Below are 22,396 nucleotides of genomic sequence, written 5' to 3'. Positions count from 1 at the left end.
GTCAGGGGCCGCCCCGAGGCGGGTCCTGCAGGTAGGCCGCCCGTGCCTCGGAGGCGGGGCCGGGCGGTGGCTGCCCGTGGGAGCCGAAGACGGGGAGGACGGCGGTCTGCTCGTACAGCGGCATGGACAGGTTGTCGGCGGCCGCCGGGATCTCCGCCTCCGCGTACGGGTCGCCGCCGGGCACGCCCACCGCGGCCAGGTCCCCGGGGACGAGCAGAAGCGTCACCACCAGGGCGGCGCCCACCGCGAAGGCGGCGGCGAAGTCGTCGGCGCCCGGAGCGTCGATCCGGGAGGTCCCGATCACCGGGACCGCGGTCACGGTCGCCAGCGCGGCCACGGAGATGCCCAGCGGACGGGCGAACGGGGCCCGCGCGAACGCGGCGAGGCCCGCGGCCGCGGCCAGCCCGGCGGTCGCCCAGACCAGCCACTCGTAGGGCGCCCCCAGTTGGGAGCCCACCAGGTAGCCGCCCTTGGCGGTGCGCCAGAAGAAGCCCGGCGGCAGCGGCGGCAGCGGCGCCTGCGGGTCGGAGCGCCGGGAGAACTCCAGGACACCGGCGATGAGCGCGACCACCAGCAGCAGCATCCCCGCCAGCACGCCCGCCGCGGGCCGCGGCGGGGCGGGCGCGTCCTCGCCGGTGCGCCGTACGACGAGGAGCAGCACGAGGGCGCCGGCGATCTGCCCGCCCGCGGTCAGCAGCAGCGCCCCCTGCAGTCCGGGCGGCCCGCCGCCCGCGGAGGGGGCCAGGAGGTACACCGTGGGGGTGCGCAGCGCGAGGGTGACCACCGCGGCCGCCCCGAGGACCCCGACGCCGCCGGGTTTGAGGGACGCGACCGCTGCGGCCACGTAGAGCCCGAGGAGCAGCAGGTCCACGGTGGAGGTCACCAGCGGCGCCCCGCCGACCGGCACCGCGAGTCCCGCCCACACCCTGACGGCGCCCTCCGCCCGGAACTGCACGAGGTCCTGGCCCAGCCAGACCGCCTCGGCGGCCCCCAGGGCGGCGCAGACCGTTCCTCCGAGCCGATACGCCTGCCGCATGGCCACCTCCCCGGCCTTCCGGCAGCACTGTCGTTTGGCCTTCGCAGGGGATACGCAGCGGACCGCCCGAGCGTTCACCGCGGACGCACGGCGGCCGGCCGGGGTGATGCGTGATCACCCCGGCCGGCCCACGGCACCCGCACGGCCGTACGCTGCTCAGCGTGGCACGTTCGTATATCGGTGATGCGTCGGGCAAGTTGCCTGCGTGTAAATGAGTTTCATCCTGAATCCTCCGTATTCGCCGAGGGAATGCGGAAGGTGTCAAGCACGCGTTCACGACAGTATCCAAAACCTTGCCCCAAGATACCGGGGATCTTGTCTCTCGATCGCTTCACCCCCTTGACTGGCCGCCAAATCCATTGCCCAATACCGGCTAGCTAGCCACGGGCGTTCACAGGCGCCACCAAAACTCCTTGGTGCGGGGGCAGATGAGCATGTCCAGTCCGAGCACGGCCGCGAAGGAGCCGGAACCCGTTCCGGCAGAGGCGCCCGCCCCTGTCGAGGGCACCGGGAAGCAACCCTCGGAACTCGTCGGACGCTCCCCCGGTCAGCTCGCCTGGCTGCGCTTCCGGCGCGACCGCACGGGCATGGTCTGCGCCGGCGTCGTCATCTTCTACCTGGTCGTGGCGCTGGCCGCGCCGCTGATCTCCAAGGTGTACGGGAAGAACCCGTACGAGCTGTACGGCCAGGACCTCGGGCTGCTGAACAGCTACGGGATCCCGCTCAAGCCCAACGGCGGCATCGACGGCGACTTCTGGTTCGGGCTCGAACCCCAGCTCGGCCGGGACGTGTTCACCCTGCTGATCTACGGGATCCGCACCTCGCTGGGCATCGCCCTCGCCGTGACCACGGTCTCCGTCGTCGTCGGCGTGCTGATCGGGCTCGTCCAGGGGTATCTCGGCGGGCGCACCGACTACTTCGTTGGCCGGTTCTCGGACCTGATGCTGTCCTTTCCGCAGCAGCTCTTCTTCATCGCCTTCACGCCGGTGATCGTCGCGCTGTTCGTCTCCCCGCGCGACGAGGAGCCGACCTACGTGCGCATCGCGGCACTGGTCATCGTCCAGTTCGTGCTCGGCTGGATGAGCGTGGGCCGGCTGGTCCGGGCCCAGGTGCTGAGCCTGCGCGAACGCGAGTTCATCGAGGCCGCGCGGATCAGCGGCGCCTCGTCGGGGCGGATCATCCGCAAGGAACTGCTGCCCAACATCTGGTCCACGATCCTCGTCCAGTCGACCCTGCTGCTCCCGGTGAACGTCACGGCCGAGGCGGGCCTTTCCTATCTCGGCGTCGGAATCCTGCCGCCCACCCCGGACTGGGGACTGATGTTCCAGCAGGCCGCGGCGTACTACGAATCCGACGTCACGTTCATGTTCTTCCCCGGCATCGCCATGGTGATCTTCGTGGTCGCCTTCAACCTGCTCGGGGACTCGGTCCGGGACGCACTCGATCCCAAGACCGTGCGCTAGGTGTCCAAGCCGCCGCGCCGGGCCCCTGTGGGGGGAGACCGGGCACGTCGGTATCCGCAGTTCGGTTCACTGACAGGCAGGGATCAATGAGAATTCGCAAGGCGCGTCATGCCTCCGCGTTCCTGGCGTTGGGAGCTCTGACGCTGTCCGCCGCGTGCAGCAGCGGTGGCGGCGGGGGGACGGGCACCGGCGGCGGCGAGGGCAAGCAGGCCACCGTGCAGAACTTCGGCATCGGCACGGCCGCCGACTCCAAGGGCCCCGCCCCGGAGGTCCCGGGCGCCGCGAAGGGCGGCACTGCGTACGACCTCGACCAGGCGGGCTTCGACTACCTGGACCCCGGCCAGCAGTACGTCAGCGACCAGCTGTCGGTACAGCTGCTCTACAACCGCTCGCTCACCGGCTACAAGATCGACGCCAAGACCGGGAAGACGATCCTGGTCGGCGACCTCGCCACCGACACCGGCAAGTCCTCCGACGGCGCGAAGACCTGGACCTTCACCCTCAAGGACGGCCTGAAGTTCGAGGACGGCACGCCGGTCACCTCCAAGGACGTCAAGTACGGCGTCGAGCGGCTCTTCGCCGACTACCAGACGCAGGGCCCGCAGTACATCCAGAAGTGGCTCTACGGCGCCGACTACCGCAAGGCGTACACCGGCCCCTACGAGGGCAAGGAGATCCCCGCCGACAAGATCGACACGCCGGACGACAAGACCATCGTCTTCCACTTCCTGGAGGCGCACGCCGACGCGCCCTACGCGGCCGCGATGCCGAACATCTCGCCGGTGCCGAAGGCCAAGGACGACAAGCAGAAGTACAACAACCACCCGGTCGCGACCGGCCCGTACAAGATCGCCAGCTACAAGCCGGGCAAGGAGCTGGTCTTCGAGCGCAACGCCAACTGGGACCCGAAGACCGACCCGATCCGCAACGCCTACCCGGACAGCTGGAACTTCCAGCTCGGCATCGCCGAGCCCGGCCTGACCAACCGGCTCGCGGCCGAGGACGGCAACGACAAGTACGCGGTGAACCTCTCCGGTTCCTCCGACCCGTCGAAGATGCAGACCCTGACGACGGACCCGCAGTACAAGTCGCGGACGGTGAACCAGTACCAGCCGTACGTCGAGGTCATCAACATCAACACCAAGCGGATCACCGACCCGAAGGTCCGCCAGGCGATCATGTACGCCTTCCCGATGACCCAGGTCCAGCAGGCCTTCGGCGGCGGCGCGCAGGGCGAGCTCGGCACCACCCTGCTGAGCCCGACGGTGGCCGGCTGGAAGAAGTACGACCCCTTCGGCAAGCTCGACAAGCCCACCGGTGACATCGAGAAGGCCAAGGAGCTGCTCAAGGAGGCCGGCGGCACCGGCAAGGTCAAGCTCTCCTACGCCTACGCCAACACCCCGCGCTGGCAGAACGTGTCGCTGACCATCGAGAAGGCCCTGGAGAAGGCCGGCTTCGACGTCCAGCGCAAGGCCATCGACCCGACCTCGTACTACACGGTCGTCGGCAAGCTCGACACCCCGTACGACCTCTACCGCACCGGCTGGGGCGCGGACTGGCCCAGCGCCTCGACCGTGGTCCCGCCGACCATGGACGGCCGCAACCTCGCCGACGGCACCAACAACTACTCGTTCCTCAACGACGAGCACGTCAACTCCGAGATCGACCGGATCCTGGCGATCACGGACATCAAGAAGCAGAACGACGAGTGGCGGACCCTGTCGGAGTACGTGCTGAAGAACGACACGTCGCAGATCCCGTTCGTCTTCGACAAGTACTTCAACATCCACGGCTCGGGCCTCGGCGGCGTCACCTACAACGAGGTCTACGGGACCATCAACCCGAACACGATCTTCGTCAAGCAGTAGCCACAGTGCACCCGCGCCGGTCCCGGCCTCTCCCCGGGCCGGGACCGGCGCCCCGACGGAACCGACGGAGAGCCTGACCCATGCTGCGTTTCCTGGTACGCCGTGTGCTGGGCGCGCTGGTCATCCTGCTGCTGATCAGCGCCATCACGTACTTCCTCTTCTTCTTCCTGCCGTCCGACCCGGCACTGCTGTCCTGCGGCAAGAACTGCAGCCCGCAGAACGTGGCCCTGATCCGCAAGAACCTCGGCCTGGACCTGCCGATCTGGACCCAGTACTGGCACTTCATGGTCGGCATCTTCGCCGGCCGGGACATGCCCATCGGCCACTGCCCGGCGCCCTGCTTCGGCTACTCCTTCGCCGACCAGCAACTCGTCTGGGACACCATCGCCGACCGCTACCCGACCACGCTGTCGCTGGCGATCGGCGGAGCCGCCGTCTTCCTGTGCGTCGGCGTCGGTCTCGGCCTCGTCTCCGCCTGGCAGCAGGGCAGGGCCTTCGACCGGATCGCCAGCGGCGTCTCGCTGGTCGGCAACTCCGTGCAGATCTACTTCCTCGGCCCGATCGCCATCGGCCTGCTCGCCTCCAGCTGGCACGTGCTGGACCGCGGACACGACCCCGACTGGTCGCACGATCCATGGGGCTCGGTGCAGGGGCTGATCCTGCCCTGCCTGGTGATGTCTGTGATCTTCTGGTCCAACTACAGCCGCCAGACCCGCTCGCTGATGGTGGAGCAGATGTCCGAGGACCACATCCGGGCCGCCCGCGCCAAGGGCATGTCCTCCCGGTACGTGTTCCTGCGGTACGCGCTGCGCGGCTCCGCCGCCTCCATCATCACCATCTTCGGCATCGACCTGAGCTCCGTCCTCGGCGGCGCGATCATCACCGAGGTCACCTTCGGACTGCACGGCCTCGGCCTGCTCTCCGTGCAGGCGGTGCTCCGCAGCGACCTGCCGCTGGAGATGGCCGTGATGCTGATCGGCGCCACGATCATCGTCGTCTGCAACATCGTCGTCGACGCCGCCTACGCCCTCATCGACCCGCGGATCAGGCTGTCGTGAGCCGGGACGCCTGCCGGCACGCAGAGGAGAAGCACCGTTGAGCATCCTCACCAAGACCGAGGCCGGGCCGCCCGGGCCCGGGGACCCCGCGCCGTCCGGGCCGTTCCTGTCGGTCCGCGACCTGTACGTGCAGTTCGCCACCGAGGACGGCGTGGTCAAGGCCGTCGACGGCCTCTCCTTCGACCTGGAGCGGGGCAGGACCCTGGGCATCGTCGGCGAGTCCGGCTCGGGCAAGTCGGTCACCAACCTGGCCGTCCTCGGTCTGCACAACCCGCGCAACACCACCATCCGCGGCGAGATCGTGCTGGACGGGCAGGAGCTGACGGGCGCCTCCGAGCGGACCCTGGAGCGGCTGCGCGGCCGGAAGATGGCGATGATCTTCCAGGACTCGCTCACCGCGCTCTCCCCGTACTACACGGTCGGCCGGCAGATCGCCGAGCCCTACATGAAGCACATGGGCGCCTCGCGGAAGGCCGCCCGGGAGCGGGCGATCGAGATGCTGGCCCGGGTGGGCATCCCGCAGCCCCGGCTGCGGGTGGACGACTTCCCGCACCAGTTCTCCGGGGGGATGCGCCAGCGCGCGATGATCGCGATGGCGCTGGTCTGCGACCCGGCGCTGGTCATCGCGGACGAGCCGACGACGGCCCTGGACGTCACCGTGCAGGCCCAGATCCTCGACCTGCTGAAGGACCTGCAGCGGGAGACCGGCACGGCGATCGTCATCATCACCCACGACCTGGGGGTGGTCGCCGACACGGCGGACGACGTGATGGTGATGTACGCGGGGCGCTGCGTGGAGCGCGGCACCGTGCGCGAGATCCTGAAGTCGCCCGAACACCCCTACTCCTGGGGCCTGCTGACCTCCATCCCGCGGCTGTCGGCACCGGTGGACCTGCCCCTGTCCCCGATCCCCGGCACCCCGCCCAGCCTGCTCAACCCGCCCTCCGGGTGTCCCTTCCACCCGCGCTGCGCCTTCACCGAGGAGGTCGGCGGCGGGCGCTGCACGTCCGTGCGGCCCGGCATACCCGAGGACGAGCGGCGCGGCTCCGCCTGCCATCTGGGCCGGGAACGGAAGCGGGAGATATTCACCGGGCAGATCCAGCCGCGGCTGAGCGGGGGTGCGCGGTGAGCGCCCCGCAGCAGGACCACGCGCCGGGGGAGACCATGAGCCCGCTGCTCGAAGTGACCGGACTGCGCAAGTACTTCCCCGTGCGGGGCGGCTTCCTGGTCAAGCGCCATGTGGCGGACGTACGGGCGGTCGACGGCATCGACTTCACCATCGCCGAGGGCGAGAGCCTCGGGCTGGTCGGCGAGTCGGGCTGCGGCAAGTCCACCACCGGGCGGCTGGTGACGAGGCTGCTGGAGCCCAGTGCGGGACGGATCGCCTACCGCGGCCGGGACATCACCCACTCCTCGCGCAGGGAGATGGCCCCGATCCGCTCCGAGATCCAGATGATCTTCCAGGACCCGTACGCCTCGCTGAACCCGCGGCAGACCGTCGGGCACATCGTGTCGGCACCGCTGGAGATCAACGGGATCAACCCGCCGGGCGGCCGCGAGAAGCGGGTCCGCGAGCTGCTGGAGACCGTGGGTCTCAACCCCGAGCACTACAACCGCTTCCCGCACGAGTTCTCCGGCGGCCAGCGGCAGCGCATCGGGGTGGCCAGGGCGCTGGCGCTGGAGCCCAAGCTCATCGTGGCGGACGAGCCGGTCTCGGCACTGGATGTGTCGATCCAGGCCCAGGTGGTCAACCTGCTGCAGCGCCTGCAGCGGGAACTGGGGATCGCGTTCCTCTTCATCGCCCACGACCTCGCGGTGGTACGGCACTTCTCGCAGCGCGTGGCCGTGATGTACCTCGGGCGGATCGTGGAGGTCGGCGAACGCCGGGACATCTACGAGCGGCCCCGCCACCCGTACACCCACGCGCTGCTGTCCGCCTCCCCCGAGCCGGACCCGGACGACCGGGACGCCACCGAGAGGATCCGCCTCGCCGGTGACGTGCCCTCGCCGGTGTCGCCGCCGTCCGGCTGCCGCTTCCGTACGCGCTGCTGGAAGGCGCAGGACAAGTGCGCGGCCGAGGAACCGCCCCTGGCCCGCCTGGAGGGGAACCGGGAGGGGCACCTGAGTGCGTGCCACTTCCCCGAGGAGCCGACGACCGCGGCACGGGGCGAGGACATCGTCCTCGACCCCGCACTGGCCGCGCTCGAGGAGACGCCCGCCGACAAGACCCTTTGACCCGGCCCGACCGACGTCTCCGTTCGGAGCCCGGTCCGCGCCCACACCCCTGCACCACCGGGCGCGGGCCGGGTCCTTTTCCGGGGCCCGGTTCGCCTCGGGGCGCCCCGGCGGGCGCCGGCGCGGCGGCCGGGCCCCTTCGGCTCACTCGCCCCGGGCCTCGGGCGGCACCACCGTCTTCTCCTCGGCGAAGTGGCAGGCGCTGTCGTGCGCCGCCGGGGAGTCCACACCGCGGAACACCTCGGGCACCGCCAGTGCCGGCACCTCCAGGGTGCAGCGTTCCCGCGCCTTCCAGCAGCGGGTGCGGAAGCGGCAGCCGGACGGCGGATCGGCGGGCGACGGGACGTCACCGGTGAGGATGATGCGCTCGCGGTGCTCGCGCGCCTCCGGGTCCGGCACCGGCACCGCCGACAGCAGCGCCTGGGTGTACGGGTGGGTGGGGTGCTCGTAGATCTGGGTGTCCTCGCCGGTCTCGACGATCCGCCCGAGGTACATCACCGCCACCCGGTCGGAGATGTGGCGGACGATGGACAGGTCGTGCGCGATGAAGATGTAGGACAGGTCGAACTCGTCCTGCAGCCTCTCCATCAGGTTGACGACCTGTGCCTGTACCGAGACGTCCAGCGCCGAGACCGGCTCGTCGGCGACGATGACCTCGGGGCGCAGGGCCAGGCCGCGGGCGATGCCGATGCGCTGCCGCTGGCCGCCGGAGAACTGGTGCGGATAGCGGTTGAGGTGCTCGGGGTTGAGGCCGACGACGTCCAGCAGTTCGCGGACCCGGCGGCGCCGGTCGCCCTTGGGCGCGACGTCCGGGTGGATCTCGTACGGCTCGCCGACGATGTCGCCCACCGTCATCCGCGGGTTCAGCGAGGTGTACGGATCCTGGAAGACCATCTGGATGTTCCGGCGCACGGCCTTCAGCGCCCGGCCGGACAGCCTCGTGATGTCCTCGCCCTTGTAGAGGATCTGCCCCTTGGTGGCCCGCTCCAGGTGCACCAGCAGCCGGGCCACGGTGGACTTGCCGCAGCCGGACTCGCCGACGACGCCCAGGGTCTCGCCGCGGTACAGGTCGAGGTCCACGCCGTCGACCGCCTTCACGGCCCCGACCTGCCGCTTGAAGAGGATCCCCTGGGTGAGCGGGAAGTGCTTGTACAGCCCGCGCACCTGGAGCACGGGCTCACCGCTGCTGCTCACCGAGGCACTCCCTCCAGAAGTGGCAGGCGCTGCCCCGCCGGGCGCTGACCTGGTACAGCTCCGGCTCATCGGTGGCGCACACGTCGCGGGCCAGCGGGCAGCGCGGATGGAAGGCGCAGCCGGTGGGGATGCGCAGCAGGTTCGGGGGCAGGCCCTTGATCGCGTAGAGCTCCCGGCCCTTCTGGTCCAGGCGCGGGATCGACTCCAGCAGGCCCTTGGTGTACGGGTGCGCCGGGCGCTTGTAGATCTCGTGCACGGGCGCGGTCTCCACGATGCGCCCGGCGTACATCACCGCGATGTGGTCGGCGACGTCGGCGACCACGCCGAGGTCGTGGGTGATGAGGATCAGGCCCATGCCGTACTCGCGCTGCAGCTCCGCGAGGAGCTCCATGACCTGCGCCTGCACCGTGACGTCGAGCGCGGTGGTCGGCTCGTCGGCGATGATCAGCTCGGGCTCCAGGGCGAGCGCCATCGCGATCATGACGCGCTGGCGCATACCGCCGGAGAACTGGTGCGGATACTGCCCGACGCGATCGCGGGCGGCGGGGATGCGCACCCGGTCCATCAGCTCCACCGCCCTGGCCCGGGCGTCCTTGCGGGACATCCCCCGGTGCACCCGGAACATCTCGCCGAGCTGCTCGCCCACGGTCAGCACCGGGTTGAGGGCGGACAGCGCGTCCTGGAAGATCATCGCCATCCTGGCGCCGCGCACCCTGCGGCGCTCCTCGGCGCCCATGGTGAGCAGGTCCTGGCCGCGGAAGAGGATCTCGCCGCGGGTGACGAACCCGGGCGGCGAGTCGAGGATGCCCATGACGGCCTGCGCGGTCACCGACTTGCCGGAGCCGGACTCGCCGAGGACGGCGAGCGTCTGGCGGGGGCGCACCGCGAAGGAGACCCCGTTGACGGCCCGGGCGACGCCCTCCCGGGTGCGGAACTCCACGTGCAGATCGCGTACGTCGAGCAGGGGCGGCTCGTCCCGGGCCGCGGCGGCGGTCGTCGCTCCTTCGTCCATCAGCGCAGCTTGGGGTCGAGGGCGTCGCGCACCGCGTCACCGAGCATGATGAACGCCAGCACCGTCACGCTCAGCGCGCCGGCCGGCCAGAGCAGCATGTGGGGGGCGTTGCGGATCTGGGTGGAGGCCTGGGAGATGTCGATGCCCCAGGAGACGGTGGGCGGTTTCAGCCCGACGCCGAGGTACGACAGGGTGGCCTCCAGGGAGATGTAGGTGCCGAGCGCGATGGTCGCGACGACGATGACGGGCGCGACGGCGTTGGGCGCGATGTGCCGCAGCAGCACCCGGGTGTGGCCGGCACCGAGGGCGCGGGCGGCCTGGACGTAGTCGTTCTGCTTGGCGCTGATCACCGAGCCGCGCGCGATGCGGCCGATCTGCGGCCAGCCGAGCAGCACGATGAAGCCCACCACCGGCCAGACGGTGGTGCCGGTGACGACGGACAGGAAGACCAGTCCGCCGAGGACGATCGGGATGCCGAAGAAGATGTCGCTCACCCGTGAGAGCACCGCGTCCGCCCAGCTCCCGTGGTAGCCGGCGAGGCCGCCGAGCAGCGCGCCGAGCAGGGCGGCGCCGATGGTGGCGCAGACGCCGACGGTCACCGAGGCGCGCGCCCCGTGGACGACCCGGGTGTACACGTCGCACCCCTGGGTGTCGAAGCCGAAGGGGTGGCCGGGCGCGGAGCCCTTCTGGGAGTTGTCCAGGTTGCAGCTGAGCGGGTTGCCGGGGGCGATGAGCCGCGGCCAGACGGAGATGACGACGAGGAAGAGGATGACCAGCGCGGCGATCACGAAGACCGGGTTGCGGCGCAGGTCCCGCCAGGCGTCCGACCACAGGCTGCGCGGCCGGTCCGCGCCGGGCCGGTCGACCGGGACGACCGGCGCCGTGCCGGGGCCGGGCGCCCGCTCCAGGCTGCGCGCCTCGTCCTGGCCCAGCCCCATGGCGGCCCCCGTCCCGCCCGCCGGCTCCACGGCCTCGTCGGGGTGGTTGCGCGGCTCAGGCATAGCGGATCCTCGGGTCGAGGACGGCGTAGAGGAGGTCGACCAGCAGGTTCGCGAGGAGGAAGACGATGACCAGGATGGTCACGAAGCCCACCACGGTGGCCGAGTCCAGCCGGAGGATGCCCTGGTAGAGCTGGTAGCCCACGCCGTGGATGTTGAAGATGCGCTCGGTGACGATGGCCCCTCCCATCAGCGCCCCGATGTCGGTGCCGATGAAGGTGACCACCGGGATGAGGGAGTTGCGCAGCAGGTGACGGGTGATCACCCGGCGGCGCGGCAGCCCCTTGGCGACGGCGGTCCTGACGTAGTCGGCGCGGACGTTCTCCACGACGGAGGTGCGGCTGAGCCGGGTGACATAGGCGAGCGAGGTCAGGGCCAGCACGAGCGCCGGCACGATCAGCTCGTCGAACCGGGCCTCGGAGGAGACCGAGGGCGCGATGAGGTTCCACTTGACGCCGAGCAGATACTGCAGCACGTAGCCGGTGACGAAGGTCGGCACGGAGATGACCACGAGGGTGCCGAGCAGTGTCGCGGTGTCCGCGGGACGGCCGCGGCGCAGCCCGGTGAGCACACCGAGGGTGATGCCGATGACGATCTCGAAGAGGATGGCGAGGACCGTCAGCCGCAGCGTGACGGGCAGGGCGGAGGCCAGCAGCTCGGTGACCGGCCGGCCGTTCCAGGCGACCCCGAAGTCACCCCGGAAGATCTGCCCCATGTAGTGCAGGTACTGCTGCCACAGCGGGTGGTCCAGGTAGAGGTCGTGGCGGATCTGCGCGGCCGTGGCGGGGTCGCAGGCGCGGTCCCCGCAGCGGGCCTGGACCGGGTCGCCGAGCGCGTACACCATGACGAAGATCAGCACGGTGGTGCCGGCGAAGACCGGGATCATCTGCAGCAGACGGCGGATGACGTACCGTCCCATGGGCGTCAGCCGACCTTGATCTGGCTGAAGACGGGGACGCTGAAGGGGTTGAGGGCGACCCGCGAGAGCCGCTGCGACCAGCCCGCGCTGCCGTTCTGGTACCACAGGGCGATCGCCGGGACCTGCTGCGGCAGGATCCGCTCGGCCTCCTTGAAGGTGTCGACGGCCTTGGCGCGGTCGCTCTCGGCGTTCGCCCGGTCGATCAGCCGGTCGAAGCGGGGGTCGCTGAAGTGGGCGTCGTTGGAGGAGGCGCCGGTGTAGTAGAGCGGCTGCAGGAAGTTCTGGATCAGCGGGTAGTCCATCTGCCAGCCGGCCCGGAACGGGTTCCTCATCTGCCGGCCCACGATCTGGTTGCGGAAGTCGGCGAAGGTGCCGACGGGGTCGCCGACGCAGGCGTCGTCCTTGCCCAGCGCGTTGTTGATGCTGTTGCAGACCGCGTCGACCCAGTCCCGGTGGGAGCCGCTGTCCGCGTTGTACGTGATCCTCATGCTGCCGCCGGGGAGGCCGCCGCCCTCCTTGACCAGCTGCCTGGCCCGGGCGGGGTCGTACTCGCAGACCCGGCCGCAGAGCGTGTCGTCGAAGCCGCCCTCCGCGCCGAGCACGGGTGAGGTCCAGTCCCGCGCGGGGATGCGGGTGTTCTGGAAGATCTTCCGGGTGATCTGCTTGCGGTTGATCGCCATGGAGATGCCCTGGCGGAGCTTCTCCGAGTCCTCGCCCGACCAGGCCTTGTCGTACAGCGGGAAGGCGAGGGTCTGGATGATGCCGGCCGGGGTGTTGAGGTAGCGGCCGTCGAGATCGGCCCGCACGTTCTTCAACTGGGCGGCGGGGACGTCGTCGACCAGGTCGAGGTTGCCGGCCTGCAGGTCGGTGTAGGCGGTGTTGCTGTCCGTGTAGACCTTGAGGTCCACGCCGCCGTTGACGGCCGCGTCGTCGCCCTTGTACCCGTCCCACGCGCGCAACTGCATGCCCTGGCCCTTGGTGTAGGACTCGACGCGGTACGGCCCGTTGCCGACGGGCTTCCTCAGCCAGGCGGCGTGGTCGGTGAAGAAGACCCGGGGCAGGGGCATGAAGGCGGCGTAGCCCAGGGTGTCGGGCCAGGTGGAGAACTTCTGGTCGAGCTCGACGGTGAAGTTCAGGTCGTCCTGTCTGGTCAGGCCGGAGAGCTTCCGGGCGACCGGCTTCCCGGATTCCGGATGGACCTTGTCGTAGCCCTTGATGTACCGGAAGAAGGATGCGTTGATCTGCTTGTTCGTCACGAGCGCCGCGTAGTTCCACGCGTCGATGAACGAGGCGGAGGTGACCTTCTCGCCGTTGCCGAAGGTCCAGCCGTCCTTGAGCCTGATCCTGAACGTCCGCTGGTCGGTGGTCTCGATCGAGTCGGCGATGACGTTCTCCGCGGCCGCCGTCCTCGGGTTGTACTTCTTCAGGCCGCGGAAGATCATGTCCAGCACCTTGCCGCCCTGCACCTCATTGGTGTTGGCGGGCTCCAGCGGATTCTGCGGATCGGTCCACGAGGCGCTGAGCACCCCGGAGCCGTCCGTCACACCGCCGCCGTCCCCACCTCCGCAGCCCGTCGCCACCAGGGCGGCCACGGCCGCGCCGACGGCCCACCTCGCCGCGCTCCGTCGCATCGGATGCCTCCTCGGGGAGCTCTACGCCATGAAGGACACGAGGCTCACCATGACATCGCAAACCATGACATATTGCACAGCGGCTCACCGGCCCGCGGGCCGCCCCGAGACGGACAGAGGGTTTTCCCTCTGCGCCGGGCAGTCAACAGGGACCATCCCGATAGTCGGGTTAATTTCGACCAAGCCGATGCTCAAGGCGGTCGGCGTCGCGAAGGGGCACCGAACGCCCGAGGGGCGCCCGCGCGGTGTTCTCGCGGGCGCCCCTCATGGGTGGTGCGGGTGGTGCTCAGTTCACCGCGTGGACGACGTCCTTCTCCTCGGCGAAGTGGCACGCCGACTCGTGCGCGGCCGGGGTGTCGTCACCCGCGAAGCGCTGCGGGATGGCCAGCAGCGGCTCCTCGGTGGCGCACCGGTCCTGGGCCTTCCAGCAGCGGGTGCGGAAGCGGCACCCGGACGGCGGGTTGGCNGGCGACGGGACGTCACCGGTGAGGATGATGCGCTCGCGGTGCTCGCGCGCCTCCGGGTCCGGCACCGGCACCGCCGACAGCAGCGCCTGGGTGTACGGGTGGGTGGGGTGGTCGTAGATCTCGGTGTCGGTACCGATCTCGGCCATCTTGCCCAGGTACATCACGCCGACGCGGTCGGAGATGTGGCGGACGATCGACAGGTCGTGCGCGATGAAGATGTAGGACAGGTTGAACTCGTCCTGCAGCTTCTCCATCAGGTTGATGACCTGCGCCTGCACCGAGACGTCCAGCGCCGAGACCGGCTCGTCGCAGATGATGATCTCCGGGTTGAGCGCCAGGCCGCGGGCGATGCCGATGCGCTGCCGCTGACCGCCGGAGAACTGGTGCGGGTACCGGTTGATGTACTCCGGGTTGAGGCCGACGACGTCCAGCAGCTCCTGCACCTTGCGGCGCCGGTCGCCCTTCGGGGCCACCTCGGGGTGGATGTCGTAGGTCTCGCCGATGATGTCGCCGACCGTCATGCGCGGGTTCAGCGAGGTGTACGGGTCCTGGAACACCATCTGGATGTTCCGGCGCACGGCCTTCAGGGCGCGGCGGGACAGCTTGGTGATGTCCTGCCCCTTGTAGAAGACCTCGCCGGCGGTGGCCCGCTCCAGGTTCATCAGCAGCTTGGCGACGGTGGACTTGCCGCAGCCGGACTCGCCCACGATGCCCAGGGTCTCGCCCTGGTACAGGTCGAAGGAGATCCCGTCGACCGCCTTGACGGCGCCGATCTGCTTCTTGAAGAGGATGCCCTGGGTCAGCGGGAAGTGCTTGACCAGGTTGCGCACCTGGAGGATCGGCTCGCCGCGCTCGACCGGCTTGGCGATCGCGGCCTCCACCGCCGCCACCTCGTCGGAGACGGCCTCGTCGTTCTTGGTGACGTCAGCCATGGATCGTCTCCTTCCAGAAGTGGCACGCGCTGCCGCGGCCCGGCAGTTCGCTGCCGTCCTGCTCGGTCACCCGGTGCAGCGTGGGGACCTCGGTGCGGCAGATGTCCTGCGCCATCTCGCAGCGCGGGTTGAAGGCGCAGCCGGTGGGGATGCGCAGCAGGTTCGGGGGCAGGCCCTTGATCGCGTAGAGCTCCTGGCCCTTCTGGTCCAGGCGCGGGATCGACTCCAGCAGGCCCTTGGTGTACGGGTGCGCCGGGCGCTTGTAGATCTCGTGCACGGGCGCGGTCTCGACGATCCGGCCCGCGTACATCACGGCGATCTTGTCCGCGACGTCGGCGACCACGCCGAGGTCGTGGGTGATGAGGATCAGGCCCATGTTGTACTCGCGCTGCAGGTCCGCGAGCAGGTCCATGACCTGCGCCTGCACCGTGACGTCGAGCGCGGTGGTCGGCTCGTCGGCGATGATCAGCTCGGGCTCGAGGGCGAGCGCCATCGCGATCATGATGCGCTGGCGCATACCGCCGGAGAACTGGTGCGGGTAGTCGTTGACCCGCTCCTTCGCCGCCGGGATGCGGACCCGGTCCATCATCTCGATGGCCTTGGCCCTGGCGTCCTTCTTGGACAGGCCCTGGTGGACCCGGAACATCTCGCCCAGCTGGTAGCCGACGGTGAGCACCGGGTTCAGCGAGGACAGCGCGTCCTGGAAGATCATCGCGATCTTGCGGCCGCGGATCTTCCGGCGCTCCTCGCCCGACATCTTGAGCATGTCCCGGCCCTGGAAGAGGATCTCGCCCTGCGGGATCCTCCCGGGCGGCATGTCGAGGATGCCCATGATCGCCTGCGCGGTGACGGACTTGCCGGAGCCGGACTCACCCAGCACCGCCAGGGTCTCACCGGCCGACACCGTGTAGTTCACGCCGTTGACGGCCTTGGCGACGCCGTCCCGCGTGTGGAACTCCACGTGCAGGTCGCGCACTTCCAGCAGCGGAGCGGCGGCGTCCCCGGTACGGGGCGCGGGCACGTCCGCGTTCTTGTCGATGATGGTCACGTACGCCTCCCTCAGCGCAGCTTGGGGTCGAGGGCGTTGCGGACCGCATCGCCGAGCATGATGAACGCCAGGACCGTGATGCTCAGCATGATCGACGGGTACAGCATGATGTGCTGAGCCGTACGGATCTGCGCGGCACCGCCGGAGATGTCCTGGCCCCAGGAGACCACGGACGTGGGCAGACCGAGGCCGAGGTAGGACAGGGTCGCCTCGGCCGAGATGTAGCCGCCGAGAGCGATGGTGGCGACCACGATCACCGGGGCGACGGCGTTCGGAAGGATGTGCTTCATCAGGATCCGGGTCGTGCTCGCACCCAGAGCCTGGGCCGCGTGCACGTAGTCGGCCTGCTTGATCGTGATCACCGAACCGCGCATGACGCGGGCGATCTGCGTCCAGCCGAGGAAGGCAAGGGCACCCGACACCACCCAGACGGTGCGGTCCGTGAAGGAGTTCAGGACGACCAGCGTGCCGAGCAGGAAGGGGACCGCGAAGAAGATGTCGGTGATCCGGGAAAGGATCGTGTCGACCCAGCCGCCGAAGTAGCCGGCGATCATGCCGACGAAGCCGCCCAGCACGGTGACCAGGAGGGTCACGCTGATGCCGACCGTGATCGAGGCGCGGGTCCCGTAGATCACACGGGCGAAGACGCTGCGGCCCTGCCCGTCGTAACCGAGCCACCCCGCGGAGAAGACCTTGCCGTACTCGGGCTTGCCCAGGTAGTGGTTCCGCAGGTCGGCGTAGGTCGGCGAGGCGCTGGTGAACAGGCCCGGGAAGACCGCGATCAGCAGGAGGAGCAGGATCAGGACGCCGGAGACCACGAAGTAGGGGTTGCGGCGCAGGTCCCGCCAGGCGTCGCCCCACAGGCTGCGCGCCTTCTCCGCCGCGGGCGCGGGCCCTGTGGCGGCAACGGCGTCCGCGGCCGTGGCGGCCATCGGGTCCGCGTTCTCGACGGCGGTCTTGGTGACGTCAGGCATAACGGATCCTCGGGTCCAGGACCGCGTAGAGCAGGTCGACGAGCAGGCTGGTGAAGAGGAACACCAGCACGAGGACGGTGACGAGGCCGACCAGCGTCGTCCCCTCACGGCGCAGGATGGACTCGTAGATCGTGCCGCCGACACCGTGGATGTTGAACAGGCCCTCGGTGACGACCGCGCCGCCCATCAGGGCGCCGATGTCGGTGCCGAGGAAGGTGACGACGGGGATCATCGAGTTGCGCATCAGGTGCACACCGATCACGCGGCGCCGGGGCAGGCCCTTGGCGACGGCGGTCCGCATGTAGTCGGCGCGCAGGTTCTCGGCTATGGAGGTACGGGTCAGACGCGCCACGTACGCCAGCGAGAGGGCGGCCAGCACGATGGCAGGCATCAGCAGCTGGCTGTAGTTGCTGTCGTCCTGGACGTTCGGTGTCATCCACCCGAGCTGGAAGGCGAAGACCAGCTTGAAGATGAAGCCGAGGACGAAGACCGGCACCGAGATCAGCAGCAGGGTGAAGATCAGCACCATCGAGTCGGCGAGCTTGCCCGCACGCATGCCGGCCCAGACACCGAGGGCGATGCCCACGACCAGTTCGATCGCGAAGGCGAGCGAGGCGAGCCGGATCGTCACCGGGAAGGCATCGCCGAGCACTTCCCGCACCGGCCGACCGCTGGCGATCTGGTTGCCGAAGTCGAAGTGCAGGATGATGCCCGTCATGTAATCCCAGTACTGCTTCAGGATCGGCTGGTCGAGCCCAAGGTCGTGACGGATCCGCGCCACGGTCGCCGGATCCGCGCCCTTGTCACCGAAGAGCGCCCGTACGGGGTCGCCGGGGAGGGCGTAGACCATGAGAAAGATGAGCAGAGTCGTCCCGATGAAAACCGGGATCATCTGGAGCAGTCGCCGCGCGACGTAACGCCCCATCGTGCCTCCATGTCAGTCGCTATGGCAGCAGAGATGGGCCCTTCCCCCGTCCTCCTCTTCGGGAAGACGGGAGAAGGGCCCCCCAGCCGTTGCCTGCACCCTGCGCGTCCGACGTCTCCGTCAGCCCCGCGCCGGCGTGCTCACTACGCGATGGTTACTTCTTGACCTCGACGCCGGTCAGGATCGGGTCACCGTTCTGGGCGTACTGGACGTTCGAGACGTTCTCCGAGTAGCCGGCGTTGACCTTGTAGTACCAGAGCGGGATGGCGGGCATGAGCTCGACCATCTTCTTCTCGGCGTCCTGGTAGTCCTTGACCGAGTCCTCGAGCGAGGGCGCGGTGTCGGCCTTCTTGATCAGCGCGTCCAGCTCCTTGTTGGAGAAGCCGGACTGGTTGCCCGCCGAGGTGGTGCCGTACAGGTCACGGATGAAGTTGGCGTTCACGGGGTAGTCGAGCACCCAGCCACTGCGGTAGATCGACTTGACCTCGTGGGCCTCGCGGGCGTCCAGGTCGCTCTGGAAGTCGGCCTTGGAGTCGCCGGCGCACTTGATGCCGGTCGCGTTGGTGATGCTGTTGCAGACGGCCTCCACCCACTCCTTGTGGCCACCGTCGGCGTTGTACTGGATGGAGATCTTGTTGCCGGGGACGCCGCCGCCGGCCTTGATGAGCTCCTTGGCCTTCGCGGGGTCGTACTTGAAGACGTCGCCGCCCACGTTGTCCTGGTAGCCGAGAACGCCCTTGGCGACGAAGCCGGTGGCGGGCTCACGGGTGCCCTGGAGAACGGTCTTGGTGATGGTGTCGCGGTCGATCGCCATCGACAGACCCTGGATGACCTTGGGGTCAACGTTCTTCCACTGCTTGGAGTAGAAGGCCGGGACGATGGACTGGATGGCGGAGTACGCCTGGTCCACGGCGCGGTCGCCGAGGTCGTCGCGGTAGACCGGGAGGTCCTTCGGCGCGATCTGACGCAGGACGTCGACGTTGCCGGACTTCAGGTCCTCGTACGCAGCCTCGAGGCCGGTGTAGTTCTTGAAGATCACACCGCCGTTCTTCGCCTTGTCCGGGCCCTTGTAGCCGTCGAAGCGCTTGACCTCGATCTGCTTCTTGTGGTCCCACTTGACGAACTGGTACGGGCCGTTGCCGACCGGGTTCTCGCCCGCGGCCTTCGGGTCCTTGTAGAAGGACTCCGGCAGCGGCGAGAACACCTCGTAGCCGAGCTTGTACACGAAGTACGGGATCGGGGTGGTGAGCTCGATCGTGAAGGTCTTGTCGTCGACGACCTTCAGGCCGGACATGGTGTCGGCCTTCGGCTTCGCGCCCTCCTTCTCCGGGTGGACGTCGGAGAAGCCCTTGATGTCGGCGAACCACGACGCGTTGGTCTGGGCGTTGTTGATGTTGGCGGCCCAGTTCCACGCCTTGACGTAGGACTCCGCGGTCACCGGGGTGCCGTCGTGGAAGGTCCAGCCGTCCTTCAGGGTGACCGTGTAGGTCTTGTTGTCCTTGGTGTCCACCGACTGGGCGTTCACCATGACGATCTTGCCCTGGGGGTCGTAGTCCACGAGCTGCGCGAACAGCGAGCGGACGACGATGCTGCCGTTGGACTCCATGGTGTTGGCAGGCTGCAGGGGGTTCTGCGGCTCGCCGACCTCGACGGAGAACTTGCCGTTGGGGTTGACGCCGCCAGCGTCGTTCTTGCTGCCCTTGTCGCCGCCGCCGCCACCGCAAGCGGTAGCAGCCATAGCGACGATGATCGCACCTGCGACCCAAGTGGCGCTCTTGGCACCGCGCATGGGTTTGCCTCCTCAGGAGTCACTGTTCTTACGTGAAAGGGCCGGCCTCACTGACACCCCTGACAGTGATTCCGGTCACCTGTGCTCGTGAGTCGGCGCTCCCCATAAGCGCTTGGACCCATTGACCCGAGCTCAACGGCTCCAACTATCGGTCACGTTGGGCCTACGAACCACACACTTACGATCTCGTTTTGGTCACAACCGGTCCAAAACAATCCCGCAATTCGGACATTTAGATTGTAGACAGACACCGACGAAACGGACTTGTAACACAAGTACCGGTGAACGCCGTCCGGTATCCGGACGTCGCCGGACTGAAATCCGGTTGCCCTCAAAGCGCGTAGATTCCACGCGAATGTACGTGCCTGACGGGCCGACAGGGAACGAGCTGTCGCGCCCACGCCACTGGCGCAACCGCGACACATCGGCACCCTGGCGGCCGCGCCTCGCGCGGCGCGCGCCGTGCCGGTGAGTTCGGTCACATCGGACCCCGGAAGGGGCCCCCGGTGTGACCGGCTTCACGGAGACCGGCGCTCCGGCCGCTCCGGAATCACCACAGATGTGCCGCCATGTCGTACATACGTCACCACTGACCGTGAGCCGCCGTGAAGCGGCCCGGCCGCCCCCGTGGGACCGGGGACGGCCGGGCCGGTGTCTCCACCGCCGGGAGCCCGGTCCGCGCCCGGCCGGGCGCGGACCGGGACGGCCTCAGCGCTTGGCGCGGGACGCGGTGCGGCCGCGCTCCTTCTGGTCCAGGACGACCTTGCGGATACGGACGGTCTCCGGGGTCACCTCGACGCACTCGTCGTCGCGGCAGAACTCCAGCGACTGCTCCAGGGAGAGCTTGCGCGGCGGGACGATCGCCTCGAACGAGTCGGCCGACGAGGACCGCATGTTCGTGAGCTTCTTCTCCTTGGTGATGTTGACGTCCATGTCGTCGGCGCGGGAGTTCTCGCCGACGATCATGCCCTCGTACACCTCGGTGCCCGGCTCGGTGAAGAGCACGCCGCGCTCCTGCAGGTTCGTCATCGCGAAGGCGGTGACGGCACCGGCGCGGTCGGCGACCAGGGAGCCGTTGTTGCGGGTCACCAGGGGACCGAACCACGGCTCGTGGCCCTCGTGGATGGAGTGGGCGATGCCCGTGCCGCGGGTGCCGGTCAGGAACTCGGTGCGGAAGCCGATCAGACCGCGGGAGGGCACGACGAACTCCATGCGGACCCAGCCGGAGCCGTGGTTGGACATGTTGTCCATGCGGCCCTTGCGGGTGCCCATGAGCTGCGTCACGGCGCCCATGTGCTCCTCGGGCACGTCGATCGTGATGCGCTCGACCGGCTCGTGGACCTTGCCGTCCACCTCGCGGGTGACCACCTGCGGCTTGCCGACGGTCAGCTCGAAGCCCTCCCGGCGCATGGTCTCCACCAGGATGGCCAGCGCCAGCTCACCGCGGCCCTGCACCTCCCAGGTGTCGGGGCGCTCGGTCGGCAGCACGCGGAGGCTGACGTTACCGATCAGCTCGCGCTCCAGACGGTCCTTGACCAGGCGGGCGGTGACCTTGCGGTCCTTGACCGCCGACTTGTCGGCGCCCTTGCCGCCGGGGCCCCGGCCGACCAGCGGCGAGGTGTTGGCGCCGATGGTCATGGAGATCGCCGGCTCGTCCACCGTGATCAGCGGCAGCGCGATCGGGTTCTCCGGGTCCGCCAGCGTCTCGCCGATGGTGATGTCGGCGATACCGGCGACCGCGCAGATGTCGCCCGGGCCGGCCTTCTCGGCGGGCTTGCGGGTGAGCGCCTCGGTCATCATCAGCTCGGTGATGCGGACGTTCGCGATCGAGCCGTCGCGCTTGATCCACGCGACGGTCTGGCCCTTCTTGAGCTCGCCCTGCTCGACGCGGAGCAGCGCGATACGGCCCAGGAAGTTGTCGGCGTCCAGGTTGGTGACGTGCGCCTGCAGCGGGGCGGCCTCGTCGTACACCGGTGCCGGGACGTGCTCCAGCAGCGTGGAGAAGAACGGCTCCAGGCTGTCGCTGTCGGCCGGGACGGTGCCGTTCTCCGGCTTGGTCAGCGAGGCCACGCCGTCACGCGCGCAGGCGTAGACGATCGGGAACTCGATCTGGTCCTCGTCCGCGTCCAGGTCCAGGAACAGGTCGTACGTCTCGTTGACGACCTCGTCGATCCGGGAGTCCGGGCGGTCGGTCTTGTTGATGCACAGGATCACCGGCAGCTTCGCGGACAGCGCCTTGCGCAGCACGAAGCGGGTCTGCGGCAGCGGGCCCTCGGAGGCGTCCACCAGCAGCACGACCGCGTCGACCATCGACAGGCCGCGCTCGACCTCGCCGCCGAAGTCGGCGTGGCCGGGGGTGTCGATGATGTTGATCGTGATGGGTTCGCCGCCACCCTTGGGGTGGTACTTCACGGCCGTGTTCTTCGCGAGAATGGTGATGCCCTTCTCGCGCTCCAGGTCGTTGGAGTCCATCATCCGGTCGTCCAGATGCTGGTGCGCGGCGAAGGCTCCGGCCTGCTTGAGCATGGCGTCCACCAGCGTCGTCTTGCCGTGGTCGACGTGGGCGACGATGGCGACATTACGAATGTCGTTACGCGTGGGCATACTGGGGCGCTTCTCCCGGGTAGGTAGGTGGGGCGGCGTGCCCTCGTCGGCACACCTAGCCCGCCGGGCGAGTCAAGCCACGGCCTCACCCCATGGTACGGGGCCCGCGCGGCAAGGACCGCCCGGGCATGATCGTCCGGCTTCCGGCCACGGTCCGTGAGGCCCTCGCCCGGGCGTGGAGGGCCAGGGCCGTCGGTCCGTCCGCTCGACGGCGTCCGCGTCCGGCCACCGCACGGATCGTCC

17 protein-coding genes are annotated in these 22,396 nt (G+C 69.1%); 5 read left to right on the top strand and 12 right to left on the bottom strand.

The window, feature by feature from the left end:
- Window position 1 precedes the first annotated feature (1 nt).
- Entirely contained in the window at window positions 2-1,036 is a 1,035-nt protein-coding gene (locus tag B085_RS45875; RefSeq protein ID WP_018561449.1) for a hypothetical protein, read from the bottom strand.
- A 434-nt stretch (window positions 1,037-1,470) separates the two neighbouring features.
- Between B085_RS45875 and B085_RS0125540 the strand changes: the two genes are divergently transcribed.
- The 5 genes from B085_RS0125540 (at window position 1,471) to B085_RS0125520 (ending at window position 7,660) form a co-directional block, all read left to right on the top strand.
- Entirely contained in the window at window positions 1,471-2,499 is a 1,029-nt protein-coding gene (locus B085_RS0125540; RefSeq protein WP_018561448.1) for an ABC transporter permease, read from the top strand.
- A gap of 86 nt (window positions 2,500-2,585) precedes the next feature.
- The gene (locus B085_RS0125535; protein ID WP_026251430.1) at window positions 2,586-4,367 is read left to right on the top strand and encodes an ABC transporter substrate-binding protein; all 1,782 of its coding nucleotides are present in this window, start codon (window positions 2,586-2,588) and stop codon (window positions 4,365-4,367) included.
- 80 nt (window positions 4,368-4,447) lie between these two features.
- Complete coding sequence (locus B085_RS0125530; protein ID WP_018561446.1) at window positions 4,448-5,425, top strand: ABC transporter permease; 978 nt, start codon at window positions 4,448-4,450, stop codon at window positions 5,423-5,425.
- Between the two features lie 37 nt (window positions 5,426-5,462).
- On the top strand, window positions 5,463-6,554 hold the full coding sequence (locus B085_RS0125525) for an ABC transporter ATP-binding protein (protein WP_018561445.1): 1,092 nt from the start codon (window positions 5,463-5,465) through the stop codon (window positions 6,552-6,554).
- A gap of 35 nt (window positions 6,555-6,589) precedes the next feature.
- Window positions 6,590-7,660: an ABC transporter ATP-binding protein gene (locus B085_RS0125520; RefSeq protein WP_051102166.1), complete on the top strand. Its 1,071-nt coding sequence runs from the start codon at window positions 6,590-6,592 to the stop codon at window positions 7,658-7,660.
- 144 nt (window positions 7,661-7,804) lie between these two features.
- Here the strand turns inward: B085_RS0125520 and B085_RS0125515 are convergent, their stop codons facing one another.
- The 11 genes from B085_RS0125515 to typA all read right to left on the bottom strand — a co-directional run bounded on the left by B085_RS0125515 (window position 7,805) and on the right by typA (window position 22,153).
- Window positions 7,805-8,854 carry an ABC transporter ATP-binding protein gene (locus B085_RS0125515; protein ID WP_018561443.1) on the bottom strand — a complete coding sequence of 350 codons (1,050 nt, stop codon included), beginning with the start codon at window positions 8,852-8,854 and terminating at the stop codon, window positions 7,805-7,807.
- Window positions 8,838-9,866 carry an ABC transporter ATP-binding protein gene (locus tag B085_RS0125510; protein WP_018561442.1) on the bottom strand — a complete coding sequence of 343 codons (1,029 nt, stop codon included), beginning with the start codon at window positions 9,864-9,866 and terminating at the stop codon, window positions 8,838-8,840. The genes B085_RS0125515 and B085_RS0125510 overlap by 17 nt, the downstream gene beginning before the upstream one ends.
- On the bottom strand, window positions 9,866-10,867 hold the full coding sequence (locus B085_RS0125505) for an ABC transporter permease (RefSeq protein WP_018561441.1): 1,002 nt from the start codon (window positions 10,865-10,867) through the stop codon (window positions 9,866-9,868). Before B085_RS0125505 ends, B085_RS0125510 begins: the two co-directional genes overlap by 1 nt.
- A complete protein-coding gene (locus B085_RS0125500) occupies window positions 10,860-11,783 on the bottom strand; it encodes an ABC transporter permease (protein ID WP_018561440.1) in 924 nt (307 codons plus the stop codon). The genes B085_RS0125505 and B085_RS0125500 overlap by 8 nt, the downstream gene beginning before the upstream one ends.
- A 5-nt stretch (window positions 11,784-11,788) precedes the next feature.
- A complete protein-coding gene (locus B085_RS0125495; RefSeq protein ID WP_018561439.1) occupies window positions 11,789-13,414 on the bottom strand; it encodes a peptide ABC transporter substrate-binding protein in 1,626 nt (541 codons plus the stop codon).
- Window positions 13,415-13,700: 286 nt separating this feature from the next.
- Window positions 13,701-14,813 carry an ABC transporter ATP-binding protein gene (locus B085_RS0125490; RefSeq protein WP_018561438.1) on the bottom strand — a complete coding sequence of 371 codons (1,113 nt, stop codon included), beginning with the start codon at window positions 14,811-14,813 and terminating at the stop codon, window positions 13,701-13,703.
- Window positions 14,806-15,861, bottom strand: a complete 1,056-nt coding sequence (locus B085_RS0125485) for an ABC transporter ATP-binding protein (RefSeq protein ID WP_018561437.1) — start codon at window positions 15,859-15,861, stop codon at window positions 14,806-14,808. Before B085_RS0125485 ends, B085_RS0125490 begins: the two co-directional genes overlap by 8 nt.
- A gap of 11 nt (window positions 15,862-15,872) precedes the next feature.
- Window positions 15,873-16,835 carry an ABC transporter permease subunit gene (locus B085_RS0125480; protein WP_018561436.1) on the bottom strand — a complete coding sequence of 321 codons (963 nt, stop codon included), beginning with the start codon at window positions 16,833-16,835 and terminating at the stop codon, window positions 15,873-15,875.
- On the bottom strand, window positions 16,828-17,760 hold the full coding sequence (locus B085_RS0125475; RefSeq protein WP_018561435.1) for an ABC transporter permease: 933 nt from the start codon (window positions 17,758-17,760) through the stop codon (window positions 16,828-16,830). Before B085_RS0125475 ends, B085_RS0125480 begins: the two co-directional genes overlap by 8 nt.
- Window positions 17,761-17,914: 154 nt before the next feature.
- Window positions 17,915-19,549 (bottom strand): peptide ABC transporter substrate-binding protein, encoded by a 1,635-nt coding sequence (locus B085_RS0125470; RefSeq protein ID WP_026251428.1) that lies wholly within the window; start codon window positions 19,547-19,549, stop codon window positions 17,915-17,917.
- 708 nt (window positions 19,550-20,257) lie between these two features.
- Window positions 20,258-22,153: a translational GTPase TypA gene (gene typA / locus B085_RS0125465; protein ID WP_018561433.1), complete on the bottom strand. Its 1,896-nt coding sequence runs from the start codon at window positions 22,151-22,153 to the stop codon at window positions 20,258-20,260.
- Window positions 22,154-22,396: the final 243 nt, after the last annotated feature.

It is taken from the genome of Streptomyces sp. BoleA5 (genome assembly GCF_000373665.1).
Taxonomy (GTDB): Bacteria; Actinomycetota; Actinomycetes; order Streptomycetales; family Streptomycetaceae; genus Actinacidiphila.
The sequence above is the reverse complement of the archived record's forward strand: the minus strand, read 5'-3'. Positions and strand labels throughout refer to the sequence as shown.

Excerpts from the sequence above, each read along its gene's own strand:
- B085_RS45875 (WP_018561449.1), bottom strand. The coding sequence starts at position 1,036 with ATGCGGCAGGCGTATCGGCTCGGAGGAACGGTCTGCGCCGCCCTGGGG.
- B085_RS0125540 (WP_018561448.1), top strand. The coding sequence starts at position 1,471 with ATGTCCAGTCCGAGCACGGCCGCGAAGGAGCCGGAACCCGTTCCGGCA.
- B085_RS0125535 (WP_026251430.1), top strand. The coding sequence starts at position 2,586 with ATGAGAATTCGCAAGGCGCGTCATGCCTCCGCGTTCCTGGCGTTGGGA.
- B085_RS0125530 (WP_018561446.1), top strand. The coding sequence starts at position 4,448 with ATGCTGCGTTTCCTGGTACGCCGTGTGCTGGGCGCGCTGGTCATCCTG.
- B085_RS0125520 (WP_051102166.1), top strand. The coding sequence starts at position 6,590 with ATGAGCCCGCTGCTCGAAGTGACCGGACTGCGCAAGTACTTCCCCGTG.
- B085_RS0125510 (WP_018561442.1), bottom strand. The coding sequence starts at position 9,866 with ATGGACGAAGGAGCGACGACCGCCGCCGCGGCCCGGGACGAGCCGCCC.
- B085_RS0125505 (WP_018561441.1), bottom strand. The coding sequence starts at position 10,867 with ATGCCTGAGCCGCGCAACCACCCCGACGAGGCCGTGGAGCCGGCGGGC.
- B085_RS0125500 (WP_018561440.1), bottom strand. The coding sequence starts at position 11,783 with ATGGGACGGTACGTCATCCGCCGTCTGCTGCAGATGATCCCGGTCTTC.
- B085_RS0125495 (WP_018561439.1), bottom strand. The coding sequence starts at position 13,414 with ATGCGACGGAGCGCGGCGAGGTGGGCCGTCGGCGCGGCCGTGGCCGCC.
- B085_RS0125480 (WP_018561436.1), bottom strand. The coding sequence starts at position 16,835 with ATGCCTGACGTCACCAAGACCGCCGTCGAGAACGCGGACCCGATGGCC.
- B085_RS0125475 (WP_018561435.1), bottom strand. The coding sequence starts at position 17,760 with ATGGGGCGTTACGTCGCGCGGCGACTGCTCCAGATGATCCCGGTTTTC.
- B085_RS0125470 (WP_026251428.1), bottom strand. The coding sequence starts at position 19,549 with ATGCGCGGTGCCAAGAGCGCCACTTGGGTCGCAGGTGCGATCATCGTC.
- typA (WP_018561433.1), bottom strand. The coding sequence starts at position 22,153 with ATGCCCACGCGTAACGACATTCGTAATGTCGCCATCGTCGCCCACGTC.